Raw genomic sequence first — 24,859 nt, forward strand, 5'->3', positions numbered from 1 at the left:
GATGACCCCCGACGACCTTCTTGATGAGATCGCTGCAGACCTCGCGATACGCGGCGCCACCAGCGGCGCGATGTTCGGCAAGCGTGTCCTCAAAGCACACGGAAAGGCCTTCGCCTGCCTCAAGGGCGACCTCCTCGCCTTCAGGCTCGGCGACGGCACCCCCACCCACGCCGACGCACTCGCACTGCCCGGCGCCGAGCTCTTCGACCCTTCCGGCAAGGACCGCCCTTTCAAGGACTGGGTCGCCGTCCCCGCCGCCCATGCCGAACAGTGGCCCGGCTACGCAGAGGCCGCACTCGACGGCCTCACCCGCTGAGCGGGTTCGACGCCGCCACATCTGCACCAGTCCGGGCCCCCGTCACACGCTCGGCGAGGCGGTCGAACGAGATCGGGAACCCCACGCCGGGCCCTGCCCCTCGACGCGGGTCGCGAGCGCTTTGGCCTCGACCACGTGCATGTCGCGAGATGTTGAAGGATGCGCTGGGTATCCGCGAGGTGACCTGCCAAATTGGCACCCAGTCGCTCGCGGTCCGGGACGTGAGGCTCGCATGACGCCGGCTGTGACGGCCGTTGTCCGGTACGGGTTCGCGGCGAGCGGCTACAGCCACGCGGATCTGTACGTGCACGGCCGCGACCCGATAGCGGTCCTATCGCAGGACGGTCGCGGCGTGGGTGAGGGCGTCGAGGAGTGCGGCGGTGGCGGGTGGATCGGGTGGGTCGCCGTAGGTGGCCGCGTAGATCCGGCGGGGTGGTGTCGGCAGCGGGGTGGCGGTGATCGCGGGGTGTTGATGGGCGCGCAGGGCCAGCCCGGGAATGGTGGTGACGCCCATCCCCGCGGCGACGAGGCTTTGCATGACGACCATGTCGTCGGTGGTGTAGGCCAGGCGCGGGGAGAAGCCGGCGCGTTCGCACATCTCGACGAGGTGGCGGCGGCAGCGTTCGCAGCCCGCGATCCAGGGCTTGCTCGCGTGGTCGGCGAGGAGGGTTCCGCCGCCGGTGGTGAGCAGGTAGAGCGGGTCGTCGAGCAGGTGGGTCAGGCGGACGGAGCCGTCCTCGGGGACGGTGTCGTCGTACCGGAAGATGACGGCGACGTCGACCTGGCCGGCCCGGAGCAGCTCCAGCGCATCCTCGGGGTGGCTGTCGGTCAGGCCCAGCTCCAGGCCGGGATGCTGCCCGGCGAGGACGGTCGCCGCCTGCGGGACCAGTGAGCTCATGACGGAGTTGAAGCCGGCCAGCCTGACCCGGCCGGCTGTCAACCCGACCAGTTCGGCCAGTTCCGCGGTCGCCGATTCCACCCGGCCGATGATCTCGGTCGCCCGGTCGGCCAGCAGGCGGCCGGCCGCGGTGAGCCGGATCCCGCGGCCCACCCGCTGGACCAGGCGGGCACCGACCTGCGTCTCCAGCCTGGACAGCTGGTGGCTGATCGACGGCTGGGCGTACCGCAGCTCCTTCGCGGCCGCGGTCACCGAGCCATGCCGCCCCACGGCGTCGATGACGCGAAGCTGCACCAGAGTCACCATGCATAGATTCTAGGCATGTGTCCGGGCGAGAATTGGCATTGGACCTATCGATCGTCACCCGGCATCGTCGTTACCGAGCGAAGGAGACAACGATGGTGACGTTCGCGATCGCGGTGCACCAGTGGTGAAAAACGATGAGCGCCGCACGTACGTCGTCGTCGGCGCGACGGGCAAGACCGGGCGTGCGGTCGAGCGACACCTCACCGGCCATGGCCACGACGTACGGGCCATTGCCCGCAGCCGCGGGATCGGCGTTGATGACGCCGTGGCGCTCGAGCGTGCCTTCGAGCACGCCGACGGGGCGTTCGTGCTCGTTCCTTTCGACCTTGCCAGTGCGGACCTGCATGCTCGCGACGATGCGATCGCCGAACGGCTCGAACGCGCCATCCGCCGCAGCGGCGTGCCTCGCGTGGTGCTGCTCAGCGGGCTGAACGCGCACCTGCGCCGTGGCACATCCCTCGGCGCGGCCCTGATGGAGGAGCGGCTGCGCGCCTGCTCGATCCCCGAGCCGATCGTGCTGCGTGCGGGCTGGTTCATGGAGAACTTCACCGACGGGCTCGGTTTCAGGGCACAGGCAGAGAACACCGGCGTGTTCCGCACCCCCTTCACCGCCCATCGGCCGATGCCGACAGTGGCCGCGCGCGACGTCGGGCAGCGGGCCGCCGAACTGCTGACGCAGCGCCATCCGCGACTCGGCGTCCACGAGCTGCACGGCCACGCCGACCTCACGATGACGGAGGCGACAGCGATCCTGGCGGAGGCCGCCGGACTCTCCGACGTGGCGTACGAGCAAGTCGGCTACGAGACGGCGAGAGCGAGCATGCTCGCATCAGGCATGCCGCCGTCCTTCGCTGACGCTGTCGTCGAGACCGCCCGCAGCTTCAACGACGCCCAGCCGTGGGCACTGGCACCTCGCGACGACGAGACCACGACGTCCACCTCGCTTCGGGACTGGGCGCACGCCGCGCTGGCCGGGGTCACCACATGAGCAGACTCATCGTGCAGATGCAGACGTCCGCCGACGGCCATGTCGAAGCGGCCGACCCGGCGGTGCGGTGGCAGGTCTGGGACTGGGGGCCGAACTGGCCATGGGACGACGAGCTCAAACGAGACTTCAACGAGACGTTCCGCGCGATCGACCGGATACTCCTCAGCCGCACAATGGTCGAGGAGGGCTACATCGATCACTGGACGCGAACCGCTGAGAGTCATCCCGACGAGCCCGACTTCGCCTTCGCCCGTAAGGTCGGCGACGCGGAGAAGATCGTTTTCTCGACGGCCCCCGAAGGCGGTCCGTTGCGATGGCCGCGCACCCGATGGGCGGCAGGCGGGCTTGCTGCGACCATCGCTCGTCTCAAGGCAGGGCCGGGCGCCGACATGATCGCCTTCGGCGGCACGGGATTCGTCGCCGCTCTCGCCGGCGCGGGCGTGGTCGACGAGTATCAGTTGTACGTCAATCCAACGGCGGTCGGTCGCGGCGAGTCCCTGTTCCGGTCCGTCGCCGGTGGTCTCCGGCTGACGCTTGTACGCTCCAAGCCGTACGCGTGCGGCATCGTCGTCAACACGTACACGCCGGCCGAACAGGTCAACCCGTGAACCCAGGTCGTCAGCGCCAGCGTGCCCTCGGACTCCAGCAGGTCGGAAACGGTCACCGCCACGCGGCGTTCCCCGTCGGGACGCGGTTCCGCCAATCTGCGGCAGGGGAGAACTGAGGCGGCCCGGGGATTCTCCCCGGGCCGCCCACCGTTTAGTTCAGCGGGACTGTCCAGATGTCGGCGATTGAGGGGTCGAAGTCGCCTGGGACGTCTTGGAAGCGGATTCGGACCTTACCGTCAGCGGTGTCCGCGGACGGTTGCACCACGAATTGATAGGTCACCGTCCCGTTTCCACCCGCGGTGCGCTGGAATCGTCGCTGCGCCTGGAGACGGCCGTCGAGCATCACGTCGTAGGTCTTGAGCTGCGCCGAGTCGTAGGTCTCGACTGCCCGGATCACGAACGCCCGGCCCGCCGGCACCTTCAGGTCGACCTCGAACCACCCGTCGGTCGCGCTGTTGTTGGTGTAGCGCCTGGTCAGTCCGGCCTCGGTGTTGGTGCCCGAGGACGCGGACGCCGTGAGTGCGTGCGCGGTCTCCGAGTCCGCGTTCCCGAGATCCACGGAGTCGACCGGGTCGGCCGGGGGGTTCACGAATTCGACCATGGTCGTCGCGGTGCCGCGTTCCTCCGGCAGGGCGCCGGTGGCCGCGACGATGGTGGCGTCGCCCTGGGTGAGGGCGATCGGTACGTCGATCTTGACGGGGACCGTCACGGTGGACTTCGCGGCGATGTCGTGGGACTGCTTCGCGGGTGCGGTCCAGCCCGTCGGCACCTGGACGTCGAGGCTCCGCGTCACGGCGTTCTCCGTCCGGTTGGTGAGCTGGACCGACGCGGTAAGGGCTCCCCCGGGCTCGACCTTGGCCGGCGAAAGAGAGACGGATTTGACGATGACCGGCGCGGCGACGGCCACGGACGCGCCCACGGGCAGCTTCGCGGTTCCCTTCCGGTAGTCGTAGCTGACCGTGCCCTCCAACTGCGCCGGTCCCGAATCGGCGTTCTGCGGCACCCGGACGTTGTACCGCAGCTGTGCCGTCTGACCGGGCTTCACGAGCTCGGGGTTGCCCCCGGCCTCGCTCACCTGCCACCCGGAAGGGGCCTTGAGTGTCGCGGTGAGCGACGTCAGGTCCCGCTTCCCGGCGTTCCGGACCGCGATCGCGACGGGGATGGTCGAGCCCGGGAACCATTCGCCGACGGGCATCCCGATCGTGGCCGAGGCTCCCAGGACCAGCCCGGAGACCGCCGACAGTTCGGCCTCGACGCGGTCGTGCAGCGACTCGACCGCTTTTCCATCAGCGGCGCTCAGGTGGCCCTTGCTCACCTGCAAGGCCGTCCAGCGGCTGAGGTCGCCCAGGCGTGCCAGGGCCCGGTGCACCTGCCTGGCCGTGTCCTTCTCCTCACCGGCGAGGTGGGCGTCCCGCGCGGCGCTGACGGAGTCCTGGGCCTGCCTGGTCCACTCGCGCGCCGCCGGTGCGCCGGGAGCGTTGAGCTTCGCGACCAGGTCACGCAGCTCCTTGACCGCGTCGGCGCCGTCCCCGAGCCCGCCGAGAACGGGGTCGACACCGAAGCCGTAGGAGCCGGATCCGACTTCGAACACGGCCGCTCCGCTCTCCATCCGGAGGAAGCGAACGCCTGGTGCGCCGGTCGCCGGCCGGCCGCCTTCGGTGACCGCCCAGCGCGTCTTCGCCGGCACGTGCACCTCGGCGACGGTGTTCACCGGCACGGAGACCTTCAGGTCGACACCGCTCGTGGACGTTCGCCACGTCGACGACAGGGGACCGTACACGGTGTTGAGGCGTCCGGAGCCCTCCGTCAGCCCGCCGCCGATCGCCGGAGCGATCCGGGAGCGCTTGTAACCGGGCTCGAGTGCCGACAGGCCACCGATGTTCTGGAACATCCAGTCGGCGACGGCCCCGTAGGCGTAGTGGTTGAACGAGTTCATGTCCACGGGCCCGAACGAGCCGTCCGGCTGGATCGAGTTCCAGCGCTCCCAGATCGTGGTCGCGCCGTTCCTGATCTCATAGCCCCAGGACGGGTAGTCCTCCTTGAGCAGCAGCGTGTAGGCGAGGTCGGCCCGGCCGATGTTGGACAGGGCGGGCAGCAGCCACGGGGTGCCGATGAAGCCGGTCCGGAGGTGGTTGTCGGTCCGCGCCAGTTTGGCCACGTACTTCTGGCCCGCCTTCTGCTTCCGGGCGGGGTCGGTGACCAGGTCCATGCCGAGCGCGAGGGCGTACCCGGTCTGCGAGTTCCCGAGTACCGTGCCGTCCTGGGCCACGTAGGCGTCCGTGAACGACCGGCGGACGGCCTGGTAGAGGTCGGCGTACTCCTTGGCCTCGTCGTCGCGGCCGACGGCCTGGGCCATCTCGGCCATCATCCGCACGTCCTGCGCCCAGATGGCCGTACCCAGGACACCCTGGTTGGACGGGTCGTCGAGGTGAAGCCAGTCGGCGGTGTAGAACGTCGTCCGGCCGGTCTCCAGGTTGTCCGCGCCGGCGCTGGCGCGGGCAAAGGCGAAGAACTTGCGCATCGTCTCGTAGTTGTCCCGCACGACCTGGGTGTCCCCGTATGCGCGCCAGAGTGCGTGGGGCACGGTGATGGTGGCGTCCTCCCAGCCCACGCCGCTCTCCGCGAACACGCCGTTGGTGGCCGGGACGACGGCGGGGATCGATCCGTTGCTCTGCTGCTCATCGCGCACGTCGGTCATCCACTTGCCGAGGAAGGCGCGCATGTCACTGAGATAGGTGGCGGTCGGGGCGAAGATGCTGATGTCGCCCGTCCACCCCAGCCGCTCGTCGCGGGCGGGGGTGTCGGTCGGGATCGACAGGAAGTTGCCTCGCGCACCCCAGGAGACGTTGCTGACCAGCTTGTTCAGCATGGTGTTGGACGTGCGCAACGTTCCCGTGCCGGGCAGGTCGGAGCCCCACACGACGCCCTTGACGTCCGCCGCCTCGGGCGCCTGGCTCAGGCCGGTGATCTCGATGTAACGGAAGCCGTGCTGGGTGAAGGTCGGCTGGTAGGTGACCGTGCCGTCCTTCGCGAACGTGTAGTAGTCGGTGGCCGAGGCGGCGCGGAGGTTCGCGGTGTACATCGTGCCGTCGCGGTTGAGCACCTCGGCATGCCGGAGCCGGACGGTCTGCCCGGCCTTGCCCGTGATGGTCACGCGCGGAACGCCCACCATGTTCTGCCCGAGGTCGTAGATGGTCGTGCCGGAGCTCGGCCGGGTGACCTTGACCGTGTCGAGGACCTCCGTCTGACGGACGGGCTCGTCGGGCTGAGGCGACAGCTTGGCGGTGTCGGACGGCTGGACCGCGACGGGCTTCCAGGCCGAGGCGTCGAACCCCGGGCCGTCCCATCCCGGCTGTTCGAACCGTGCGGAGTAGGTCTCACCCAGCTGGTTGTCGGTGGCCACGAACGGCCCGGGGGCCCACTTCCAGTCCGATCCGGTGTCGACCCACTGCACGCTGCCGTCGCCGTAGGTGATCTTCAGTCGTGCGACGAGCGCCAGGTCATTGCCGTACTGCCCCTTGCCCCACAGGCCGATCTTGCCCGCCCACCAGCCGTCGCCCAGCTTGGCACCGAGCCCGTTGCCGCCCTCCCGGACCAGGCGGGTCACGTCGTAGGTCTGCGACTGGATGCGCTTGGCGTACTCGGTGTAGCCCGGCGCCAGGAACTGGTCGCCGACCTTGCGGCCGTTGAGGGAGAGCTCGTAGACACCGTGCGCCGAGGCGTACATCCGGGCACTCTTGACGGTCTTGCCCGGGCCGGTCCTGAAGCCCGTCCGCAGCAGCGGCCCGTTGTCATCCGGCCCCAGGAGGAACGCGTCGGTGGTCCCGGTCACGGTGACCTGCCGGTCGCCGAACGACCCGCCGTTGAACGGGTTGCCGCTGAAGTCGGGATTCGCCAGCACCGTGCCGTCAGCGCCGGTGACCTTGAACGAACTGACGGTCACCGACTCGGCTCCGTGCGTGCGCAGACCCACCCGGCCGGAGCCGAAGTTCGTCATCGTCCGGGTGTCGACGACGACATCGTCCAGAGTGGTCTTGATGGTGGTGCCGCTCACCGCGTAGGTCACCGTGTGCGTTCCCTTGAGGAGCGCGTCACGGGTGAAGCCGTAGGGCCGCAGATCCACGGCTTCGAGCACCGAGTAGTTGCCGTTGACCCGCAGATGCGGGACCAGCTTCGGGACGTCGGTACCCGCGGTTCCGACATTGATCTGCCACATGTAGGCGTTGTTCGCGTTCGGGGAGCGCAGGAACGTTCCGAAGGCGGTGTCGTTGAGCTTGAAGCTCAACGTCGCCGTGTAGTCGGTCCAGTTCTCGTACGTGGGGGCCGGCTTGCCGATCCAGGCCGCCGAGCCCCAGTCGCCCGCCGAGAGCAGCCCGGTCTCGAACCAGGCCGGCGCGCTCCAGCCACTTGCCGAGCCCCGGCCATCCCACACGCGGACCCGCCAGTGGTACCGGGTGCCCGACGAAAGCGCCGGGCCGTCGTAGGCGACGTTCACCTGCCGGTCAGAGGCGACGCGGCCGGTGCTCCACACATCGGACGAGCCCGGGGAAGAACCGACCTGGACCTCGTACGCCGACTGTGTGACACCGCGACGCGAGGACGTCGACATCCAGCCGAAGACCGGATTTTGACCGGGTATGCCCAGCGGATCGACGCGCCCGTTCGTGGTCAGTCCCCCGACCGCGAGCGAGGCGGCCGCCTGCGCCTGCGCCGCGACGGCGGCCGGCACCGACAGGCCCCCCAGGCACACCGCGAGGCACGCGACCAGCGCCGTCAGCCGACGCTTGATCCCTCCCTGCCTGGACCGCCGAAGTGGAACGTGAATCGCCATACGCACCATGCCTTCCAGCCAGCAGCCCGGCACCGGGCTTTCGGAGGGGTGATTAAAACGTTTTAATCGCTAGGAATTGACCTGAATATAAGTGGCTTACGTCACGAAGGTCAACAGTCGCGCGCAGGCCGTCCGGAGCCGCCCCCCGCTGACACCGCCCCGGACCCGGACGACGAAAACTCTGATGCGATACTCAAAGCGAGTGATCCACTACTGATTGTGCACATCGTTGAGGCGTGGCGGCGGCGGTGACCGGCCTAGGCGATGGTCCAGGTGGGGGGTGCTGCCAGCCCCTGCCAGTGAGCGCGTTCGCCAGGTTCGGACGAGCGCCGCGCCACCAAGGTCCTCCTGACCGTCTGACGCACAACGCCCGCCCCGCCCGGGCGGGCGTTAGCGAGGCCGAGGCAGGCAGGCGCAGCGCAACAGCTGCGGTCAACCAGTACGGCGCGGCCCGGATGGACAGCCGCCGGCGCGCATCAGGTCACCTCACAGATCTACGGTGGAGGACATGAGCAGGAAGGACGAGGTGCGGGAGTTCCTGATCTCCCGCCGCGCGCACGTGACGCCCGAGCAGGCGGGGCTTCCCGACTACGGCGGCGAACGGCGCGTGCCCGGCCTGCGCCGCGAGGAGGTCGCCATGCTCGCCGGCGTCAGCGTCGACTACTACACCCAGCTCGAACGCGGGCACCTGTTCGACCTCGCCCGCACCGCACCGTCCGCCGGCAGGTTCGCTCTTCTCTCCAGTTGGGCGGCCGCCCAGGAGTTCGGAGCCGGCGACGCCCGCTGCGTCACCCTCTCCAGTTCCAGACCGGTCTCTTCTCGATGAAGTCGATCTGCAACGCCCGGCGCGCGATCCGCCAGAAGCCGTTCTCACGCCGGTAGGCGTCGGTGTACCGCACGTGCCAGACGAAGTCGGTGGGCTCTCCGGGCACCTCCTCGACGAGGTGGTGCGCCACACAGGCGATCTGCCCGGTCGCGGTCGCGTTCTCGCGTCCTGGATCGAACACCTGGCCCACGATCTGGTGCGAGGTGAGCGCGAAACCCTCCAGCGAGCGCAACGCCTCGGCGATCTCGTCCCGTCCCTTGAAGGAACGGACGGGCCCGAGCCGCTGGGGCGGGTCCGGCAGGACGAGCACCCCGTCGTCGGCGAAGAGACCCACGAGACTGGAGTACTTGACGTGGTCGGCGTAGAGCGCGTACCGGGCGACCATGTCGGCGAGCGCGACGCGGTCGCGCGGGTCGAGCACCCTCATGAAAACCCCAGGCGGACGGCCGGTTCACCGCACGGTGACATCCCAAGATCCAGCGACATGTCCGGAGCCTACAGCCGCCCGGCTCGCGCGCGACAGCCGTGCATCAGCGTGTCCAGGGCCGGAGCTTCTCGGGATTGAGCACTGCCCAGATGTGTTTGATCCGGTCGTCCGCGATGTCGAACGCCAGCACCGACACGGTGACGCCGTCCAACTGGACCACCAGACCGGCCTGACCGTTGACCGCGCGCTCCAGGATCGTCACGTCGGCCAGCTGGCGGGCCCGATCGGTGAAGAAGCGCGCGACCTGCTCGGCGCCCGTGATCGGGCGGAGCACGGCGGTGACCAGTCCACCACCGTCGCCGGTGGCCGTGACGTCGGGGTCGAGGAGGCCGATGAGGGCGTTGTTGTCCTTGGCCTCCCATGCTTGTTTGAACGCGCTGACGACGCAGGTGCGCTGGGTCGCCAGGGCCGAGGAAGGCTCCGACGCGCGGATGCGGCGCCGGGCTGACGAGGCCAGCTGGCGGCACGCCGCCGGGCTACGGCCGACGATTTCGGCGACTTCGGCGAAGGGGTAGCGGAAGACGTCGTGCAGGATGAACGCGACGCGTTCGGCCGGGGTCAGCGATTCGAGGACGACGAGGAAGGCCATGTTGACCGACTCGTCCAGAGTGACCCGATCGGCCGGATCGGTCACGGTGCCGTCGGCTGCTCCGGGAAGCGGCTCGGGGATCCATTCGCCCACATAGCTCTCGCGCCGGGCCCGTGCCGAGCCGAGCAGGTCCAGGCAGATGCGGCCGGCGACCCTGGTCAGCCAGGCGCCGGGAGCCTCGATGGCGTTCTGCTGCCGCGGGGACATGGCGTACCAGCGGACGTAGGTCTCCTGCACGACGTCCTCGGCGTCGGCCAGGGAGCCCAGGAGCCGGTACGCCAGATTGATCAGCTGCCGCCGCTCGCTCATGATCGCGCCCAGGTCGTGTCCTGTGGTCATGGTGCCGCCGTTCCCCTCGCTCGCCTTCTCTCAGTTCGACGACACAGCGCCGCGGATTGTGAGGCGAGGCACCTCACAATCCGGCGCGCTGTCTCGTCGTAGCGATGAACCGAAAGGAAGCACATGAACGTCGCGATCATCTACTACAGCGCCACCGGCACCGTGCACGCCCTGGCGCAAGCCGCCGCTGAGGGCGCGGAAAAGGCCGGCGCGCACGTGCGGCTGCGCAAGGTCGCCGAGACCGCCCCGCCGGAAGCGATCAACGCGAACCCGGCCTGGGCCCGACACTTTCAGGACACCTCGGACGTCGCCGAGGCGAGCCTGGACGACCTGGCCTGGGCCGACGCGGTGCTGTTCGGAACGCCCAGCCGTTTCGGAAACCCGGCGAGCCAGCTGCGAGCGTTCATTGACACCACCGGCCCCCTGTGGTTCCAGGGTGGGCTCGCGGACAAGGTCTACTCCGCGTTCACCGCGTCCAACACCGCTCACGGCGGGCAGGAGTCGACCATTCTCGCTCTGGGAAACACGTTCTACCACTGGGGCGGCATCATCGTGCCCCCTGGCTACACCGACCCGATCCAGTTCCAGTCGGGCAACCCCTACGGCACCTCCCACGTGGCCGGCGATGGTCCCCCTGGCGAAGTGGCTCTGCAGGCAGCCCGCCACCAGGCCCGCCGGGTCGTCGACATGACGGCCTCTCTGACCCGGACGGCCCAGGAGGACGGCGACTCGCCGCCGCCCTCCGCCGGTCGGGCCTAGTCGCAGTTCATGGTCACGGAAGCGCGGAAAATGTGGCCGAAGTAGGGGTCGTCGAAGACTTCGAAGACCTGGGGCTCGCCGTCGAGCACGCAGTGGAACCTGCCGTCGCTACTCGCTGAGACGTTGGCGTCGTCGATCGCGGACTGGATGGCGACGTCGCGGGTCAGACCGCGGCCGGCGCCGCAATACAGCGCGCCGCTCGCCAGCGAGGGTCCGGCGGCGGCCACCAGCGCGGCGGCGGAACCGACCGCGAGTAGCGCGCCCCGGGTCATTCGTCGGGAAAGCATCATTCTCGAGCTCCCTGCTTCCGGATCGCCCCGGCGAACCGGCCGGGGCCTGGGTCCCTCCTCGCAGGGATCACGGATCATCTTGGACGAACGTTCAACGAGACCCAGTCCAATTCCGGCCACCTACCCGATGCCAAGCGGGGCGGGCAGCCCTACCTGGAACACCCAGGTCTGCATGGGGTCGCTTGGGTGATGGTCGCCGTCCGCCACCCTCCAGACGGACGGCTCGTCACCGTCCTCCCGCCCGTCATGACGAGCTAACCGAGCATGGCTGTGCCCAGCTCAAGCTCGGATAAGGCCGCTTTTCATCGCTCGCTAGCCGATCTGGTGGAGTTGCCAGTGAGGCGTCACCTGTGCCGCGACAGAATCTGATGCGCACATCTCGCCGTGAAGCTCATCGGGTATGACGATCATGCTGGTGGGCGGTGGTCTAGGCAGGAGCGGACGAAGTCCTGGATGACGGGGTCGCCGTCGTCGGCGGGAGCGGCGACGAACGGCTCGTCCCACAGGTCGGGGAACGAGATCACCTCGCTGGCGGCGAGGGGGTGGGCTGTGGGAAGCGCGATGCAGCGGGGCTCGGTGAGCAGAATCTCCAGCCGCAATGTGTGCTGGCCGGGGAAAGGAAGCCTCACCAGGGCCACATCGACGTCTCCGGTGGCGAGCCCCGCGGTCGGGTTCGACCAGTCGGCCTGCCGCATCTCCGCCCGCCAGTCCGGCCGGCGCCGGGAGAACGCCGCGATGATGTGCTGCGTCGCCTCGTTGGCGGCACTGGCCAGATAGCCGACCCGCAGCACGCGCTCGGCCCGGCTGGCCGCGCCCTTGGTCTCCCGCAGGATCCGGTCCCAGCCGGCCAGCAGGTCGGGCACCTGTTCGGCGAGAACCCGGCCCGGCTCGGTGAGGGCCATGCCGGCCCGTGACCGCGTGAAGAGACGGACGCCGAGCAGGTTCTCGAGCTGCTTGATCTGCTTGGTGAGCGCCGGTTGCGACACGAAGAGCCGTTCCGCGGCGCGCGTCAGGTTCCCTTCTTCCGCGACGACGGCGAAATACCGCAGTAGCCGGGTGTCGACGTCCATGCCGCCAGGTTATAGACGCAGGTATTGGACGCCAAGCGGCGGCTGCGGTGAGGCTGGTGCGGTGAGCGGGCGAAGGGCTCGCCTATAGATTCGGCGGGAGAAGCCATCCGGAATGTTCCTCACTTACGTTGTGGTCACCGTCATCACGGTCGCGGCCAACGCAGGCATTGCCATCGCAGACCTCGCGCGGGCGAAGTTCGTCCTCGCCAATTCGGAGGAGGTGGGCGTTTCCCCGTCCTGGGTCCCTTTGCTCGGCGCATTGAAAGTCGCGGGGGCGGCGGGACTCATTCTGGGTCTCCTGGGGGTCCGCCTTATCGGCGTCGCAGCCGCCGCCGGACTCGTTCTGTTCTTCGTCGGCGCGATCGTGGCGCACGTCCGCGCCCGGGTCTTCTACAACATCGCCGTTCCCGGTGGCTTTCTGGCGCTGGCCATCGCCTCTCTTGCCCTCGCCACCGTCCGCTAGCAGTTATCGTGCGTCGCGCAGCTTGAGGATGTATGTCGCAGTGAGTGCGACAGCGCGGTCCTGGTCATGTGACAGATCTGCCAGGACGCGTGAGGTTGCGCTCCCAGGGATATCCGCGAGCGCCTGTGTCAGCCGTAGGCGTGCAGGCGCGCCGATGGCGTCGTCGGCGAGGCGGTCGATGAGCCTCGTGGCGATCTGCTCCGCCAACGCGGGATCACTGGCCAGCCCGCCCAGCGCATCGGCCGCATCGACGTCGTTCACCTCATGGACGATCATGTCGACGAGGGTCGGGACGGCCTCGGACACTCCGCGCGCTCCGAGCGCCAGGGCCGCGCATCTGCGGACCACGATGTCGGTGTCGCTGAGGGCGTCCCGCAGCAAGGCGGTCGCCTCATCGTTCGAAATCTCGGCGATGGACTGGACGGCGCGTTTCCGTACGTCGGCCGCCGGTGAGCCGAGGCCCTCGCCCAGCAGCGCCAATCCGTCCTCGCCCGATTGCGCCAGAGCCCATCGCAGGGCTCCGGCGACGACCGGGTCCGTCTCGCTCAACGCCGCCTCGACCAGGGCTTCCGCCGGCACCGGAACCTCCGCGATGGACGACAGGGCCGCGCGCTGCCGCTTCCCGGCGCTCTCCGATCCCAGGGCGTGCAGGAGCGCGACGATCTGGAGGACGTCCTCCCAGCCGGCGGGTCCGGCGGCGTCGATGCGACGCAGCCGCGTGAGCAGCGCCGTCTCGGCCGCGATGCGTTCTCGTGCCTGGCGGATGAGATCGGCGACGAGCTCGGACGGCTGGAAACCGGGATCGTCCAGCGCGGACCCGACCTCACGCAGCGACAACCCCAGCGACCGCAGGCTCTCGACATGGAAGATCCGCCGGATGTCCTCGCCGGAGTACTCCCGATAGCCGGCCTCGGTGCGTCCCGTCGGCCGCACCAGACCGAGCGACTCGTAGTGCCTCAGCATGCGGGCGCTCACCCCGGACCGCCGTGCCACCTCGCCGATCAGCACTGTCACCCCTCCTGGCCGGTTGCGCCGAGGGCCATGACGCGTTTCGCCTCCTCGATCGCGAACTCGAATCCGGCCTCCGGGTCGCGCGCCAGTCGTTCCGTGGCGATCGCGTGCCGGCGGACACGGGGATCGGGCTCGTTCATCGCGGCACGCAGGGCCGGCATGATCACGTCACCGAGCGCGATCAGCGCTCGGCTGAGGCTCAGTTGCGTCGCGCGCTCGCCGCGCCCGAGTTGCGTCGCCAGCACTTCGGCCAGCTCGAGTTTTTCGCCTTCGGGGACGAGTATGACCGCTACCCGCCAGGCGCTCCGTGCCACCTCGTCGTCGGCGTCGGTCAGCAGCGCCCGCGTGATCGCCGGCCATGCCAGGGATTCCCCGATCTTGGAAAGCGTGTGCAACGCCTGGCTCCGTGCCTGCGCGCGCTCCGAGTTCAGTTCGGCGATGAGCCTGGGGACCGTCTCGGACGATGAGTGGCAGGTGAGCGCCCAGGTCAGCATGTCACGCACGTAGAAGTCGGGCTCGATCGCGCATCGCTCGATGAGCTTGCCGATGAACCGCGGGTCAGGGTGCGTGCCGACCGCCAGGGCCGCCTTCAGCCGCACCGACGGGTCGCCGTTGTCCAGCCCTTGCAAGGCTCGAAGCGTATCCGTGTCCTGTTTCGACATGATTGTCGGGACCACCTCCCTGGCCCCAGTAAAGACGTTGTCACCGTGTCAAGGTCAAGCGGGGCGTCCTCCCGGCGATCCAGGAGAACGCCCCGCCAGAATCACCCGGCGATCGTCCGGTCAGGACCGCTCGGAGCCGGGACGTTTTCGGCTAGCTGGCCTTGGCGACGGCGAAGTTAACGCCTTGGGTGGGCATTCCGTTGGTGAAGTAGGAGAGGTGAGCGAGGAAGTTGCCGGTGCTGCCCTGGCACACGAAGTCGCTGCGAACGCAGTAGTTCTGGATGCGGGAGGCGTACGTGCTGAGGGCGCCCGTGGGCCTGGCGGGGGGATTCTCCGACTGCTTGCCGGGCTCGAAGGTCCCGACGTTGTACGGCTCGCCCGCACGGAACCGGATGTCGCCGAACATCACGATGGCAACGATCTTGTTGCTGGCGGCGGAGCTGACCGTGCCCTTGTCGGCACCCCAGATCCGCGCGGACGTGGCGGCCAGCGCGTCGCCGACCACACCGGCGCCCTGGGAGTAGCCCAGCAGGATGTACTTCTGGTTGGGGCACGCCTGCGTCTCGGAGTTGAGGGTGCTGATCAGGTTGCCGACGCCCACCGGCGCGCTGGTGTTGAACGACGGCTGGGCGGGATAGGTCAGTTCGGTGTACTTCGACTGGCCGGGGAACTTCTGCAGGATCAGATCGCCCATCGGCTTCTGCAGCCAGCTTCCGTCCTGGGGTTCCCAGGTGCCGCGGGCGGAGATGACGCTGACCGCCTTGCACTCGGCCGCGGCGGCCGCCGCGGGCGCCGCGGCGACGGCGGACACGCCTGCCGCGGCCACCGCCATGGCGGCCGCGCCCGTCGCGATTCGCCGGCCGGATCTGTGAGTGAAGCACCGCATGACGCGGCTCCTTCCGCTCGGGGTGGGGAGACTCGGCCCGAAGTTTGGCGACGACGCCCGCGCCGGACTACGCATCCAACTGAGCGGAAAGGCGGCGGACGTTTGTCATACGCAGCCACCTCCGCCGACGCGGCGCACTTCAACCGGCCCCGCCCACGGCATGCGGCCCGGTGACCACCGGCGCCAGGCAGTCGACGAACTCTGACGCCGGAGCGACGACATCCGCTGCACGGAACGGCAACATCCCTTGCGCGGATAGTCAATGACATACCGGACGCTCCTCCACGAGGATCGCTAATGGGCCGTGCGCACTCGTCGCAAAGAAGCATCATGCGATTCTGGAAGCTCGTATCCGCCAACGTGGAGTTCTACGTCTGTGTCGCTCCAGGAATCGCTCTTCCTGGACGAACGCGGTCAATGACTTGGCACGGGACGACCCCGGCGGTCGCAATACTGATAGCGGGTCGTTTCGTTTAGTGACCGGCCCCCAAGTGGCCTACAAAAATATGCGGGATTCCCACTGGCGAAAAGCCGGACGATCCACGAATATCAGTGTTCATGAAACTCCCCTCACGTCGTCTCGGCGGGCTCGCCACGTCCGTCGCCCTCGCGATCGGCCTGCTCACCCCGGGAACCGCGCACGCCGCCGCCTGGCATCCGGTGCCGCTGCCCTTCCTGTGGTGGCAGAACCGCATCCTGGACATCGCCGCCTCCGCACCCGACAACGTCTGGATCGGCGGTCTCCAGGGCTTCATCCCCGCTCTGCCGCTGCCCGCCAGCTACGGCAACCCGGTCGTCCGCCGCTGGAACGGATCGAGCTGGAAGGAGTACCCGCTGAACGGCTGGAGCGGCCAAGGCTCGATCTACCAGGTCGCCGCGCGCCCTGGAGAAGTCTGGGTCACCGGCGACAAGTACTTCGCACGCTTCGACGGCACCGCGTTCCAGAAGGTCACACCGCCTCCGAACATCAGGGACATCGAGGCCGGCGCCAGCGGCGTCTACGCCATGTCGTACACCGACAACACGCTCTACAAGTGGAACGGCTCCGGCTGGGACGCGTCCCCCCTCGTCCCCAACGCCAAGTGGACGGGTGACCGCTACGAGACGGTCGATCCCCCCGCCGCCGAGCCGGTCATCGTCGCGGCCAACGGCTCGTCCGGCCTCTACGCGGTGACCGACCTCGACCTGTACGACGACATCGCGCCCCGCCTGTGGCACAAGACGGGCGGAGACTGGTCGCAGGTGACACTCCCCGCCGGGCTCACCATCCGGACCATCACCCAGGACGGGACCGGCAGGATATGGGCGGCCGCGGAGCCGTCGAACCAGTACACCCTGCACACCTTTGACGGCACGACCTGGACCAAGCAGTTCGGCCCGTCCCGTGACGGCATCGAGCAACTGGTCGCCGTCCCTGGCACCGGCACCGTGTGGGGCCGCGGCTTCGGCGCTCCTTGGGGCGACGCGCAGATCACCACCAACGCCTGAGCCCCTGCAACGGCGGGCGCCCCCAGCCCTAGGGCGCCCGCCGCAGGCATCAGGGCGCGATCGGTGCGGGTTCGCGCGGCCTCGGCTAGGGGCCGACCGGCGGGCCGGGCTGGACGAGGCCGGTCTGGTAGGCGATGACGGTCAGCGCGACGACCACGGCGACGACGATCGCCGCGGCAGCGGCAAGGCCCATCTTGGCCAGCACCGGAATACCGACCACCGCCACCCACAGCAAGGCGACGTACCGGCGCCACCGGAAGGCCCAACGGCCCAGTCGATACAGCAGAACAGCCACGGCAGAAGCCCTCCACGTCTGACCTCGGATCGATATCCATGCTGGTCAGGCGAGGGCCCTCACGTCGTCATGCGGCTGCCGACACTTTCCGGTACTGAGAACGCAGTAGTGCTCGGCCGCCACTCCACCGGAAGTACTAGTGCCCGTCGGGCTGGTCCGGGGCGAAGGGCCACTCCTCGAACCCGGCGCAGCGGCCGTCGCCGCCGAACCGCAGGATCCACAGGTCGCGCCAGCGCACGGGGTCGTCGCCCGGGTATTCGACCTCGACCCGCACCACCGCCGTCCCCCCGTCGACGGCCACGACCTCACTCATGATCGTGAACGGCTCGCCGGGGCCGTCGCGCTCGGCCTCCCACCACGGGCCGAGCCGCGTCAGGCCCACGATCGGTCGCGCCCATGGCGACGGCAGGTACGACACGTCCGGCGAGAACAGCTCGGCAAGCGGCTCAGTGCCGGGCGTACGCCAAGCCCGCTCGTACCCGGCGACCCACCTTTCGACGGAATCTCTGTCCATGCTCGGGCTCAGAAGGTTCGGTCGGCGACTCGTACACGTTCGGCACGGGCCAGCGCGGCGCGGACCTGCGCCGCTGGCACCGGGGCGCCGGGAGCTTGCAGGATCCGGTCGTCGGGCGTGGCCGGGTCGGCGAGGTACATGCGGGTGTAGGCGGCGGCCTCCGGCTCGAACCGCCAGCTTTCTGAGAGCGGTCCGGCGTCGACGGTGTCGAAGCCGAGCCGGTCGATCAGCGCCGCAGCCGCCTTCTTGGCGCCCTCGTCGTCGCCCGCGATGGGCAGGGCGGCGCGCTCGGGGGTGTCGGCGGGGCGGGCGAGCTGCGGGATGTGGTGGGCCAGGATGTTGTTGAACGCCTTCACCAGGTGCGCCCCGGCCAGGTGCCTTTGGACCAGTTCGCTGGTGGTCACCGTGCCGGCGTCGAGTTCGGCGACCCGGCCATCGCGGAAGGGGTAGTAGTTGGTGGTGTCCAAGACCGTTCGTCCCCGCAGGATCTCGGCGGGGATGGCCTCGATCGCGGTCAGCGGGACCGACAGCACCACCAGCTCGCCGGCCTGCGCGGCCTGCTCCCGCGTGCCCGCACTGGCCGGCGGACCCAGTTCGCTGACGAGGTCGGCCAAGCTTTCTGGGCCACGGGAGTTGGCGAGGACGACCGGAATGCCGGCCGCCACCGCCAGACGCGCGATCGCCGTCCCGATGCTTCCGCTCCCGATGATTCCCAACGTCGACATGCGTTCCCCAGTTTCGTAAAGGTGCCGCAGCGAGCCCACCACATAGGCGGCCGAAGCCCACCCTATGTTCACGACGACGCGAACATCCGAGGGCGGGGTCCTGGCCCGATGGCCAGTCGTACCTCTACCCGGATCAACGTCGCCTCACCAGCAAACACGCAACCCGCATCCCTTGCCGCTCTCCGCCATCGCATGGTGGTGGGAGACTCACGACCCCAAAGTAGGGGGCGGCCTGAGTGTGGTCGTCGTGGCCACGGTTCTCAAGGCAACCCGGGCCTACCGCAGGGTGGTGCAGAGCTGGGCGGCCAAGGTGGCGTAGGCCCACTCTTCCCACTCTTCCGGCGACCAGTTGCGGTCCTGGACGAAGAGCAGGTACAGCTGCGGGCTGAGCAGCCCGAACAGCAGGTCGGCGGCCGTCTGGACGGAGACGTCGGGGCGGGCTCCGGGCTTGCCGGCCAGTGTCTGGGCCGCGGCGTGCTGCACGGTGTAGCGCGGGTCGGGGCCGTCGGGCCATTGCGCGGCGATCTGCGGATCGGTGGCCGCGGCGGCCGCGATCAACGGCATGATCGGGGCGACCCGGCCCAGGATCTCGCGGGTGCCGTGGACGTGCGCGCGCAGTTGCCCGGCGGCGGTGGGTTCGGCGCATGCGACGCGGAACCACTCACGGTCCATGGTGGCGACCGGCTCGGCGTCGCCGGCGATGGCCGTGTCGACGACGTCCTTGAACAGCGTGCGTTTGTTGCCGAAGACGAAGTAGACCGTTTGGACGGCCACGCCCGCCCGGTCCGCGACCTCCTGCAGACTCGTCGCCCCGTAACCCTGCGCGACGAACAGCTCACGAGCCGCTTCGACGACCTTTTCGCGGGTGCGGCGTGAGCGCTCGGCCCGCCTGTCCGGCCGCTTGACCTCGTCCATATTGCGAGTATATCTCTAGAGTCCATCACTAGAGTTCAACTCTAAAGACTTGGAGGGGACAATGAACCAGCCCAACGACACCCAGAAGGCGGAACCGGACCCGGCCTCAACGCAGCGAGACCGTGAGGAGGAATCCGTCCACCGCGCGCTGCAGGGCTACTACCGCACCGGCAAGCCACCGTGGGACACCGGCGTGACGCCACCCGAGCTGGTCGCCCTGGTAGAGGGCCACGACGCGCTGCCACCCGGCCGCGCCCTGGAACTGGGCTGCGGCACCGGGACCAACGCCACCTACCTCGCCCGCCACGGCTGGGAGGTGACGGCCGTCGACCTGATCGACCGAGCCGTCGGCCAGGCCCGGGAGAAGGCCGCGGCGGCGGGAGTGGCGGTAGAGCTGCTGCACGGAGACGCCACCCGCCTCGACGAGCTGGACGTGCCGGGTCCCTTCGACCTGTTCTTCGACCTGAGCTGCTACTGCGGCATCCCGCTGCACCGCCGCGACGCCTACGCCGCCGGGCTCACCCACCGCGCCGCTCCCGGAGCACGGTTGCTGATGTTCGGGTACGGTCCCGAGCCGCTCGGCAATCCGATCCCCGAGGTCACGTCGTGGGCGGCAGGCGTCACAGCCGACGAGCTCCGCGCCAGGTTCCCCGGCTGGGACCTACTCGACGTCACACCAGGCACCAACTCGGTGCCGACCTTCTGGTTCACACTGCGCCGCAACGCCTAGAAGGCCATCAGCCAGCCGGTGTTCTTCCGAGGCCACCGAACCCGCCGTAGTCGCGGGCGGACACCGGCCGGGGGCTGGATGACGAAAGGGATCTTCTGGCGCAATCCGGATACACGCGCTCAAGATCAACCAGGCTTTGCGCGGCTGCCGGTATAGCGCTTGAAGCCGGGTCGGGTGCGCGTGGAGCGGTTCGATAGGCGTCGGCCCGTGGTGGGGATCAGGGTTCTTCTGCGGGAGGGTGGGGGACTGGGCGCTGTGTTTTCGGGGGAGGGGTCCAGGCTATGCCTGCGGCGGCGCCTGTCAGGGCTAGCAGGTGGCCTATGAGGAAGCCTCCCGGGTTGGTGCGGCGAATGCGGTGGCGATGGTGAATACCGCGGTCAGGGTGCGATGGGCAGGCGCCGCCCAGAACGCCAGTCCCAGGCCGATCAGGACGATGCCGAGCAGGAAGCCGGACGTTCCGGCGAGTCCGGTGTTGATGACCAGGCCGACGCCGATGACGGGGGCCAAGAGGATTTCGGCTCCGGCCAAGGCGGTGAGCAGGCCCGCGCCGAAGGGGCGACGATGTCGCCAGGCTTGGAAGTGGTGGGTCATGCGCAGGTCAGAAGCACTCGCGTTCGGTGCGTGCGTGCACCGAAGGCGACCAGCGACCGGCATACAGATCGTCCGGTTCGACCCCGAACCGGTCCAGGTCGGCCAGCGGAAGGTAGAGCCGGTGCTCGCGCAGATCCACTGCCAGATCGCAGAGGATGTCGGTGAGCTGTCCCGCCTCGCCGACATCCGCCGGCAGCGCGGGCGGCGGGGCCGGACGCGTCGGGGTGCCGGAAGATCGGCCACCCCAGCCGCGCCATCGCGCCCCCCACCGGCCGCCACCGCGCTCAGCGCCGCGTCCGCCCACGCGTCCAGCCGGCGCCGCCGATCCGCGGGATCTCCGGTGTCCGAAAGATCATCGGCCGTCACACCAGAGCCACCAGCGAGAACCCGTACGGCCGTAACGACGCCGGCAGCAGCCGGGCCGAGAGCCGCGCGGCATCACCTTCACGTGCGACGACCGTGCGCACGCAGGCGGTGTAGGCCAGCCGCAGTCGCGGATCGGCGATCCCGGCCGCGTCCAGCCACCGCCGCACCAGCATGATGAGGGCCTCCCGGGGCCGTCTGGACCTCACCCTGTCCGAACGCCAGTCAGTCAGCAAGAAACAGTTTCGTTGCCGGACAGTAATCAAATGAGTTCCCTGAGTGACCGCGTACCGCCTCCGGCAGGACCTGCCGGAGGCGGCGAGGCCACATCACGCGACGGCGGTGCCTTCAAGCTCGACCATCAGGGTGGGGATCGCCAGCCGGGTCACTCCGAGCATCGTGGTGGTCGGCGCCACCCCGGAGGCGCCCAACCGCGACGCCAGCACGCCGTAGTGCTGGAAGAGCAGGTCGACGTCGGTCGTGTAGACGTTGAGCCGGATGAGGTTCGAGAGGGACATGCCGGCCTCGCCGAGCACGGCCTCCAGGTTGTCGAGGCTCAGCGCGAGCTGCGCCGCCATGTCATCGGTATGCTGCGGCTTGCCGTCGGCGTCCATCGCGGTCTGCCCGGAGATGTACAGGGTCCGGGTGTCTCCGGAGACGACCTCGCCCTGGTTGAATCCCATCTCCACCGACCACGTCACCGGGTTGACCGCCGTGCGCTCGATCGCCATATCGCTCCGTTCGATTCGTTCAGAGTCCGTCAGCTCGGTCCTGACGTCGTGGTGGCAAACCTCCCAAACTAATCACGACATCCTGTGTCGTGTATTTCGATAAAGTTCAGGCATGCGCGCCGACCGGCTGGTCTCGCTGGTACTGCTGCTGCGGCAGCACGGCCGGATGTCCGCGACCGCGCTGGCTCGCGAGCTTGAGGTGTCCACTCGCACGGTGCTGCGCGACATCGAGGCGCTGTCCGCGGCGGGCGTCCCGGTCTACGCCGAGCGCGGCCGGCACGGCGGGTTCGCGTTGCTGCCCGGTTTCCGGACGGAGCTCACCGGGCTGAACCACGACGAGGCGCTGGCCCTGCTGATCGCCGGATCGCGCCGCGGCGCGCAGGCCTTCGGTCTCGGCTCGGCGCTCGCTTCGGCGATGCTCAAGGTGGTCGACGCGCTGCCCGAGAGCTACCGGAACACCGCGGCCGGAGCGGCCGAGCGTTTGCTCATCGACCCGGAGACCGATCTCCTCTCGCGCCGCCAGGTCGCCGAGGAGGTGCCTGACGCCACAGTGGCCGAGGTGCGGCGCGCGGTGTTCGCCGGACACAAGCTCCGCATCCACTACGCGGCCGTGGGTCAGAGCCCCGAGTGGCGCACCGTGGACCCGATCGGCCTGGTCACCGTACGCGACCAGGGCTACCTGCTGGCGACGAGGTCCGGCGCGGACCGCACCTACCGGCTCTCCCGGATCTTGGCCGCCGAGGAACTCGATGAACCCGCTCAGCGCCCGGACCGCGTCGATCTCGACCGAGCCTGGCAGGAGCGCAGCACCCGGTTCCGGACGGGCGGCGACCAGGTCACCGTGCTGGTAAGGCTGCACCCGGCGCGGCGCGAAGAGCTGGCGGGCACCGCGCTGGCCGTCCACAGCGAGGAAACCGACGCCGACGGATGGCTGCGGCTGGAAGTGTCCTTCCAAGATTCGCGACATGCCGAGTGGGCCCTGTGGCAGCTCGCGACGAGCGCGGAAGCCCTGGCCCCGCAGTGGTTGCGCACCTCCCTGCGCGACCGCGCCGCCGCGATCGCCACCTGCTACGGAGTGTGATCTCTCAACCGGGGCAGCGGCCCTGGGCGCGACAGCGACTGGCGGGTCCACCGTCGAGGATCAGGCCGCTGGCAGAACAAGAACGTTCTCGTCGTTGCGGCTTGGGTTCGCACACATGTTCGACTAGGGTTCGGGTGTGCAGCTTTACAACGAGCCGGTCGCCGTCACCGGACACAGCCCCTCGGGGGCGCCGACAGCGCTGACCTGGCGGGGGAACCAGTTCCATGTCCGGTCCGTCCGCGAGATCTGGCAGATGCCCGGAGAAGCCCGCCTGTATCGCGTGAACGTGGCGATGGAGGGCGGACGGCAGGGGATCGCCGAGATCGCGGGAGGCGAGTCCGGCTGGCGCCTACGGCACCTCTGGCTGTGACCGGCAAGATGATCGGCGGGATGGACGTCGAGGCGATCGGCAACCACGTCCCGTTCCTGTGCCCCTATGGCCACCCACTCGGCGAGAACAAGGTACTGGTGGGATGGATCCCTTGCGACTGCACACCCGCCCTGAGCTGGCACCGAGGTCATCGCAGCTTCCAATGCCGCGTCTGCCAGGAGCAAGAGGGGCGTACGAGCATCTGCTACCTGCCACCGCACCAGGCAGCGGATTGGCTCGGCCACACCAGCGCGAGCAATCGAAAGTGACCACCGAGCGAACCCACCCGCCCGGACGTCAATCCACAGGAACGTGAGTCCACCTGCCAGGGGCCCCTCGCGCTCGCTTCTCCCCCAACCCCCAATGACGATCTGCACCACCCGCGCCTAAACCCAACACCGTCCGCGCGTGCCCAGGCGCCGCCTGAAGCGGCCGGGGTTGCCGGGAAGATCACTTCGGGTTATCTTGGAATGGTCGTTCCAAGATTGGTGGTGCCCATGCCCGACGTCAAGCACTTCGACCCTGAGCGGGTGCTGGACCAGGTGGTGGAGTTGTTCTGGCAGCGCGGCGCGGCGGCGACCGGGATCGGTGAGGTCGTGGCGGTGACCGGGCTGAGCCGCTCCAGCCTGTACGCGACGTTCGGCGGCAAGCAGGAGCTGTACCTGGCGGCACTGCGCCGCTACGTCGATGAGCGGTCCCGCCCGGTGCTCGACGCCCTTGCCGGCGACGACCAGGGACTGCCGTCGATCGCCGGGTTCTTCGACCGGTTGATCCAGGCGCGCTGCGAGGGTCCGCATGCCCGGTGGGGCTGCATGGTCTCCAACGCCCACGCCGGCACTGGCGCGGACGCCGACGTGCGCCAGGTGCTGGACGCGCACCATGAGCGGTTGCGAGCGGCGATGCGAGCGGCGCTGGAGACCGCGCGATCATACGGCCGGCTGCGGCCCGGCCTGGACGCGGCGTCCACCGCTGATGTTCTTGCGTTGCTGGCCTATGGCGTGAACCTGCGATCGCGGGCTGGGGCGTCGGCGACCGATCTGAAAGCGACCGTGACGGCGGCACTGGAATCGCTGTGCGCGCCGGACCCCCTTGTGAAGGAGAGATGAGAATGGCCGAGTTCACCGTCTACGACGAGACCACCGCACCCGAGCAGGCGCGCCCCTATCTGGAGGCGGCCAAGAAGCGGATGGGGTTCGTCACCACCCTCAACGGCGTGATGGCCGAGTCGCCCGAGCTGCTGGCCGGCTACAACGCGCTGGCCGAGTTGTTCGGCAAGTCCTCGCTGCCGGTGCGGGCCAAGCACGTTGTGTGGATCACCGCCAGCGTGGCGAACGGCTGCGAGTACTGCGTGGCCGCCCACTCCACCATGGCGTTGCGTTCGAAGGTGTCACCCGCGGTGGTGGAGGCGTTGCGGGAAGGCAAGCCGCTGGAGGACCCCGCCCTGGAGGCGGCGCGGCGCTTCACCCAGCTCATGGTCTCTGGCCGCGGCTGGGTGGACGAGACCGAGGTGCAGGCGTTCATGGACGCCGGATACACCCGCCGCCACGTCATGGACATCATCCTGGGCGTCGGGATGAAGACGCTGTCCAACTACACGAACCACATCGCCCACACCCCGCTGGACCCTGCCTGGGCCGTCCAGCAGTGGAGCCGCGCTTGACGCGCCGGGCGCCCTGCTGTTGGTGGCTCGACGAACCCAGGCTTGGGCGAGCCCTCGCCGGGGCGTG

30 protein-coding genes and 1 pseudogene are annotated in these 24,859 nt (G+C 69.1%); 13 read left to right on the forward strand and 18 right to left on the reverse strand.

The window, feature by feature from the left end:
* Position 1: 1 nt before the first annotated feature.
* Positions 2-316 carry a hypothetical protein gene (locus tag ACGFNU_RS38145; protein WP_392601448.1) on the forward strand — a complete coding sequence of 105 codons (315 nt, stop codon included), beginning with the start codon at positions 2-4 and terminating at the stop codon, positions 314-316.
* Between the two features lie 331 nt (positions 317-647).
* On the opposite strand, the gene ACGFNU_RS38150 is transcribed toward ACGFNU_RS38145, so the two are convergent.
* Together ACGFNU_RS38150 and ACGFNU_RS38155 are read right to left on the reverse strand one after the other, a co-directional pair.
* Positions 648-1,520, reverse strand: a complete 873-nt coding sequence (locus ACGFNU_RS38150; RefSeq protein WP_392601449.1) for a LysR family transcriptional regulator — start codon at positions 1,518-1,520, stop codon at positions 648-650.
* 70 nt (positions 1,521-1,590) lie between these two features.
* Positions 1,591-1,866 (reverse strand): hypothetical protein, encoded by a 276-nt coding sequence (locus ACGFNU_RS38155; protein ID WP_392601450.1) that lies wholly within the window; start codon positions 1,864-1,866, stop codon positions 1,591-1,593.
* On the opposite strand from ACGFNU_RS38155, the gene ACGFNU_RS38160 reads away from it, so the two are divergent.
* Together ACGFNU_RS38160 and ACGFNU_RS38165 are read left to right on the forward strand one after the other, a co-directional pair.
* Positions 1,828-2,508: a hypothetical protein gene (locus ACGFNU_RS38160; protein ID WP_392601451.1), complete on the forward strand. Its 681-nt coding sequence runs from the start codon at positions 1,828-1,830 to the stop codon at positions 2,506-2,508. The genes ACGFNU_RS38155 and ACGFNU_RS38160 overlap by 39 nt on opposite strands.
* Positions 2,505-3,116 carry a dihydrofolate reductase family protein gene (locus tag ACGFNU_RS38165; protein WP_392601452.1) on the forward strand — a complete coding sequence of 204 codons (612 nt, stop codon included), beginning with the start codon at positions 2,505-2,507 and terminating at the stop codon, positions 3,114-3,116. Before ACGFNU_RS38160 ends, ACGFNU_RS38165 begins: the two co-directional genes overlap by 4 nt.
* A 151-nt stretch (positions 3,117-3,267) precedes the next feature.
* On the opposite strand, the gene ACGFNU_RS38170 is transcribed toward ACGFNU_RS38165, so the two are convergent.
* A complete protein-coding gene (locus ACGFNU_RS38170; RefSeq protein ID WP_392601453.1) occupies positions 3,268-7,947 on the reverse strand; it encodes a family 78 glycoside hydrolase catalytic domain in 4,680 nt (1,559 codons plus the stop codon).
* 508 nt (positions 7,948-8,455) lie between these two features.
* Here ACGFNU_RS38170 and ACGFNU_RS38175 point away from each other — a divergent pair.
* A pseudogene (locus ACGFNU_RS38175) lies at positions 8,456-8,659 on the forward strand (transcriptional regulator); the annotation flags it as partial.
* 76 nt (positions 8,660-8,735) lie between these two features.
* Here ACGFNU_RS38175 and ACGFNU_RS38180 read toward each other — a convergent pair.
* The gene (locus ACGFNU_RS38180; RefSeq protein ID WP_392601454.1) at positions 8,736-9,200 is read right to left on the reverse strand and encodes a nuclear transport factor 2 family protein; all 465 of its coding nucleotides are present in this window, start codon (positions 9,198-9,200) and stop codon (positions 8,736-8,738) included.
* Positions 9,201-9,303: 103 nt separating this feature from the next.
* The gene (gene sigJ / locus ACGFNU_RS38185; protein ID WP_392601455.1) at positions 9,304-10,188 is read right to left on the reverse strand and encodes an RNA polymerase sigma factor SigJ; all 885 of its coding nucleotides are present in this window, start codon (positions 10,186-10,188) and stop codon (positions 9,304-9,306) included.
* 123 nt (positions 10,189-10,311) lie between these two features.
* On the opposite strand from sigJ, the gene wrbA reads away from it, so the two are divergent.
* Positions 10,312-10,947 carry an NAD(P)H:quinone oxidoreductase gene (wrbA, locus tag ACGFNU_RS38190; RefSeq protein ID WP_392601456.1) on the forward strand — a complete coding sequence of 212 codons (636 nt, stop codon included), beginning with the start codon at positions 10,312-10,314 and terminating at the stop codon, positions 10,945-10,947.
* On the opposite strand, the gene ACGFNU_RS38195 is transcribed toward wrbA, so the two are convergent.
* Positions 10,944-11,237, reverse strand: coding sequence for a hypothetical protein (locus ACGFNU_RS38195; RefSeq protein ID WP_392601457.1), 294 nt, complete (start codon positions 11,235-11,237; stop codon positions 10,944-10,946). The genes wrbA and ACGFNU_RS38195 overlap by 4 nt on opposite strands.
* Positions 11,238-11,644: 407 nt before the next feature.
* Complete coding sequence (locus ACGFNU_RS38200) at positions 11,645-12,307, reverse strand: LysR family transcriptional regulator (RefSeq protein WP_392601458.1); 663 nt, start codon at positions 12,305-12,307, stop codon at positions 11,645-11,647.
* Between the two features lie 112 nt (positions 12,308-12,419).
* On the opposite strand from ACGFNU_RS38200, the gene ACGFNU_RS38205 reads away from it, so the two are divergent.
* Positions 12,420-12,770 carry a DoxX family protein gene (locus ACGFNU_RS38205; RefSeq protein WP_392601459.1) on the forward strand — a complete coding sequence of 117 codons (351 nt, stop codon included), beginning with the start codon at positions 12,420-12,422 and terminating at the stop codon, positions 12,768-12,770.
* 3 nt (positions 12,771-12,773) lie between these two features.
* Here the strand turns inward: ACGFNU_RS38205 and ACGFNU_RS38210 are convergent, their stop codons facing one another.
* The 3 genes from ACGFNU_RS38210 to ACGFNU_RS38220 all read right to left on the reverse strand — a co-directional run bounded on the left by ACGFNU_RS38210 (position 12,774) and on the right by ACGFNU_RS38220 (position 15,329).
* Entirely contained in the window at positions 12,774-13,784 is a 1,011-nt protein-coding gene (locus ACGFNU_RS38210) for a HEAT repeat domain-containing protein (protein ID WP_392601460.1), read from the reverse strand.
* Positions 13,781-14,443, reverse strand: a complete 663-nt coding sequence (locus ACGFNU_RS38215) for a HEAT repeat domain-containing protein (protein WP_392601461.1) — start codon at positions 14,441-14,443, stop codon at positions 13,781-13,783. The genes ACGFNU_RS38210 and ACGFNU_RS38215 overlap by 4 nt, the downstream gene beginning before the upstream one ends.
* 151 nt (positions 14,444-14,594) lie before the next feature.
* A complete protein-coding gene (locus ACGFNU_RS38220; protein WP_392601462.1) occupies positions 14,595-15,329 on the reverse strand; it encodes a cutinase family protein in 735 nt (244 codons plus the stop codon).
* 558 nt (positions 15,330-15,887) lie between these two features.
* Here ACGFNU_RS38220 and ACGFNU_RS38225 point away from each other — a divergent pair.
* Complete coding sequence (locus ACGFNU_RS38225; protein ID WP_392601463.1) at positions 15,888-16,817, forward strand: hypothetical protein; 930 nt, start codon at positions 15,888-15,890, stop codon at positions 16,815-16,817.
* 85 nt (positions 16,818-16,902) lie between these two features.
* On the opposite strand, the gene ACGFNU_RS38230 is transcribed toward ACGFNU_RS38225, so the two are convergent.
* From ACGFNU_RS38230 to ACGFNU_RS38245, 4 genes are all read right to left on the reverse strand, one after another.
* Positions 16,903-17,112, reverse strand: coding sequence for a hypothetical protein (locus ACGFNU_RS38230; protein ID WP_392601464.1), 210 nt, complete (start codon positions 17,110-17,112; stop codon positions 16,903-16,905).
* A 136-nt stretch (positions 17,113-17,248) separates the two neighbouring features.
* Positions 17,249-17,626: a nuclear transport factor 2 family protein gene (locus ACGFNU_RS38235; protein WP_392601465.1), complete on the reverse strand. Its 378-nt coding sequence runs from the start codon at positions 17,624-17,626 to the stop codon at positions 17,249-17,251.
* A gap of 8 nt (positions 17,627-17,634) precedes the next feature.
* Entirely contained in the window at positions 17,635-18,351 is a 717-nt protein-coding gene (locus ACGFNU_RS38240; protein WP_392601466.1) for an NADPH-dependent F420 reductase, read from the reverse strand.
* A gap of 276 nt (positions 18,352-18,627) precedes the next feature.
* Complete coding sequence (locus tag ACGFNU_RS38245) at positions 18,628-19,266, reverse strand: TetR/AcrR family transcriptional regulator (protein WP_392601467.1); 639 nt, start codon at positions 19,264-19,266, stop codon at positions 18,628-18,630.
* Positions 19,267-19,327: 61 nt separating this feature from the next.
* Here ACGFNU_RS38245 and ACGFNU_RS38250 point away from each other — a divergent pair, with 61 nt between their 5' ends.
* The gene (locus ACGFNU_RS38250; protein ID WP_392601468.1) at positions 19,328-19,996 is read left to right on the forward strand and encodes a class I SAM-dependent methyltransferase; all 669 of its coding nucleotides are present in this window, start codon (positions 19,328-19,330) and stop codon (positions 19,994-19,996) included.
* A gap of 318 nt (positions 19,997-20,314) precedes the next feature.
* Here the strand turns inward: ACGFNU_RS38250 and ACGFNU_RS38255 are convergent, their stop codons facing one another.
* From ACGFNU_RS38255 to ACGFNU_RS38270, 4 genes are all read right to left on the reverse strand, one after another.
* Entirely contained in the window at positions 20,315-20,587 is a 273-nt protein-coding gene (locus ACGFNU_RS38255; protein WP_392601469.1) for a DUF6114 domain-containing protein, read from the reverse strand.
* A gap of 7 nt (positions 20,588-20,594) precedes the next feature.
* Positions 20,595-20,891 carry a squalene/phytoene synthase family protein gene (locus tag ACGFNU_RS38260; protein WP_392601470.1) on the reverse strand — a complete coding sequence of 99 codons (297 nt, stop codon included), beginning with the start codon at positions 20,889-20,891 and terminating at the stop codon, positions 20,595-20,597.
* A 58-nt stretch (positions 20,892-20,949) separates the two neighbouring features.
* Positions 20,950-21,126 (reverse strand): hypothetical protein, encoded by a 177-nt coding sequence (locus ACGFNU_RS38265; protein WP_392601471.1) that lies wholly within the window; start codon positions 21,124-21,126, stop codon positions 20,950-20,952.
* A gap of 153 nt (positions 21,127-21,279) precedes the next feature.
* Positions 21,280-21,675 carry a RidA family protein gene (locus tag ACGFNU_RS38270; protein ID WP_392601680.1) on the reverse strand — a complete coding sequence of 132 codons (396 nt, stop codon included), beginning with the start codon at positions 21,673-21,675 and terminating at the stop codon, positions 21,280-21,282.
* 118 nt (positions 21,676-21,793) lie between these two features.
* On the opposite strand from ACGFNU_RS38270, the gene ACGFNU_RS38275 reads away from it, so the two are divergent.
* The 5 genes from ACGFNU_RS38275 (at position 21,794) to ACGFNU_RS38295 (ending at position 24,792) form a co-directional block, all read left to right on the forward strand.
* Entirely contained in the window at positions 21,794-22,762 is a 969-nt protein-coding gene (locus ACGFNU_RS38275) for a helix-turn-helix transcriptional regulator (RefSeq protein WP_392601472.1), read from the forward strand.
* A 136-nt stretch (positions 22,763-22,898) separates the two neighbouring features.
* Positions 22,899-23,132: a hypothetical protein gene (locus ACGFNU_RS38280; RefSeq protein WP_392601473.1), complete on the forward strand. Its 234-nt coding sequence runs from the start codon at positions 22,899-22,901 to the stop codon at positions 23,130-23,132.
* The gene (locus ACGFNU_RS38285; protein ID WP_392601474.1) at positions 23,129-23,401 is read left to right on the forward strand and encodes a hypothetical protein; all 273 of its coding nucleotides are present in this window, start codon (positions 23,129-23,131) and stop codon (positions 23,399-23,401) included. The genes ACGFNU_RS38280 and ACGFNU_RS38285 overlap by 4 nt, the downstream gene beginning before the upstream one ends.
* Before the next feature lie 228 nt (positions 23,402-23,629).
* A complete protein-coding gene (locus ACGFNU_RS38290; protein WP_392601475.1) occupies positions 23,630-24,238 on the forward strand; it encodes a TetR/AcrR family transcriptional regulator in 609 nt (202 codons plus the stop codon).
* A 2-nt stretch (positions 24,239-24,240) separates the two neighbouring features.
* Positions 24,241-24,792, forward strand: coding sequence for a carboxymuconolactone decarboxylase family protein (locus ACGFNU_RS38295; RefSeq protein WP_392601476.1), 552 nt, complete (start codon positions 24,241-24,243; stop codon positions 24,790-24,792).
* Positions 24,793-24,859 lie beyond the last annotated feature (67 nt).

It is taken from the genome of Spirillospora sp. NPDC048911, from assembly GCF_043198015.1.
GTDB lineage: Bacteria > Actinomycetota > Actinomycetes > Streptosporangiales > Streptosporangiaceae > Spirillospora.

Bases quoted from the DNA above. Each gene is read 5' to 3' on its own strand.
- ACGFNU_RS38240 (WP_392601466.1), bottom strand. From the start codon at position 18,351: ATGTCGACGTTGGGAATCATCGGGAGCGGAAGCATCGGGACGGCGATC.
- ACGFNU_RS38265 (WP_392601471.1), bottom strand. From the start codon at position 21,126: ATGCTGGTGCGGCGGTGGCTGGACGCGGCCGGGATCGCCGATCCGCGA.
- ACGFNU_RS38150 (WP_392601449.1), bottom strand. From the start codon at position 1,520: ATGGTGACTCTGGTGCAGCTTCGCGTCATCGACGCCGTGGGGCGGCAT.
- ACGFNU_RS38145 (WP_392601448.1), top strand. From the start codon at position 2: ATGACCCCCGACGACCTTCTTGATGAGATCGCTGCAGACCTCGCGATA.
- ACGFNU_RS38290 (WP_392601475.1), top strand. From the start codon at position 23,630: ATGCCCGACGTCAAGCACTTCGACCCTGAGCGGGTGCTGGACCAGGTG.
- ACGFNU_RS38215 (WP_392601461.1), bottom strand. From the start codon at position 14,443: ATGTCGAAACAGGACACGGATACGCTTCGAGCCTTGCAAGGGCTGGAC.
- ACGFNU_RS38225 (WP_392601463.1), top strand. From the start codon at position 15,888: ATGAAACTCCCCTCACGTCGTCTCGGCGGGCTCGCCACGTCCGTCGCC.
- ACGFNU_RS38250 (WP_392601468.1), top strand. From the start codon at position 19,328: ATGAACCAGCCCAACGACACCCAGAAGGCGGAACCGGACCCGGCCTCA.
- ACGFNU_RS38220 (WP_392601462.1), bottom strand. From the start codon at position 15,329: ATGCGGTGCTTCACTCACAGATCCGGCCGGCGAATCGCGACGGGCGCG.
- ACGFNU_RS38180 (WP_392601454.1), bottom strand. From the start codon at position 9,200: ATGAGGGTGCTCGACCCGCGCGACCGCGTCGCGCTCGCCGACATGGTC.
- ACGFNU_RS38205 (WP_392601459.1), top strand. From the start codon at position 12,420: ATGTTCCTCACTTACGTTGTGGTCACCGTCATCACGGTCGCGGCCAAC.
- ACGFNU_RS38275 (WP_392601472.1), top strand. From the start codon at position 21,794: ATGCGCGCCGACCGGCTGGTCTCGCTGGTACTGCTGCTGCGGCAGCAC.
- ACGFNU_RS38170 (WP_392601453.1), bottom strand. From the start codon at position 7,947: ATGGCGATTCACGTTCCACTTCGGCGGTCCAGGCAGGGAGGGATCAAG.
- ACGFNU_RS38235 (WP_392601465.1), bottom strand. From the start codon at position 17,626: ATGGACAGAGATTCCGTCGAAAGGTGGGTCGCCGGGTACGAGCGGGCT.
- ACGFNU_RS38245 (WP_392601467.1), bottom strand. From the start codon at position 19,266: ATGGACGAGGTCAAGCGGCCGGACAGGCGGGCCGAGCGCTCACGCCGC.
- ACGFNU_RS38165 (WP_392601452.1), top strand. From the start codon at position 2,505: ATGAGCAGACTCATCGTGCAGATGCAGACGTCCGCCGACGGCCATGTC.
- sigJ (WP_392601455.1), bottom strand. From the start codon at position 10,188: ATGACCACAGGACACGACCTGGGCGCGATCATGAGCGAGCGGCGGCAG.
- ACGFNU_RS38155 (WP_392601450.1), bottom strand. From the start codon at position 1,866: ATGCAGGTCCGCACTGGCAAGGTCGAAAGGAACGAGCACGAACGCCCC.
- ACGFNU_RS38295 (WP_392601476.1), top strand. From the start codon at position 24,241: ATGGCCGAGTTCACCGTCTACGACGAGACCACCGCACCCGAGCAGGCG.
- ACGFNU_RS38200 (WP_392601458.1), bottom strand. From the start codon at position 12,307: ATGGACGTCGACACCCGGCTACTGCGGTATTTCGCCGTCGTCGCGGAA.
- ACGFNU_RS38255 (WP_392601469.1), bottom strand. From the start codon at position 20,587: ATGACCCACCACTTCCAAGCCTGGCGACATCGTCGCCCCTTCGGCGCG.
- ACGFNU_RS38195 (WP_392601457.1), bottom strand. From the start codon at position 11,237: ATGATGCTTTCCCGACGAATGACCCGGGGCGCGCTACTCGCGGTCGGT.
- wrbA (WP_392601456.1), top strand. From the start codon at position 10,312: ATGAACGTCGCGATCATCTACTACAGCGCCACCGGCACCGTGCACGCC.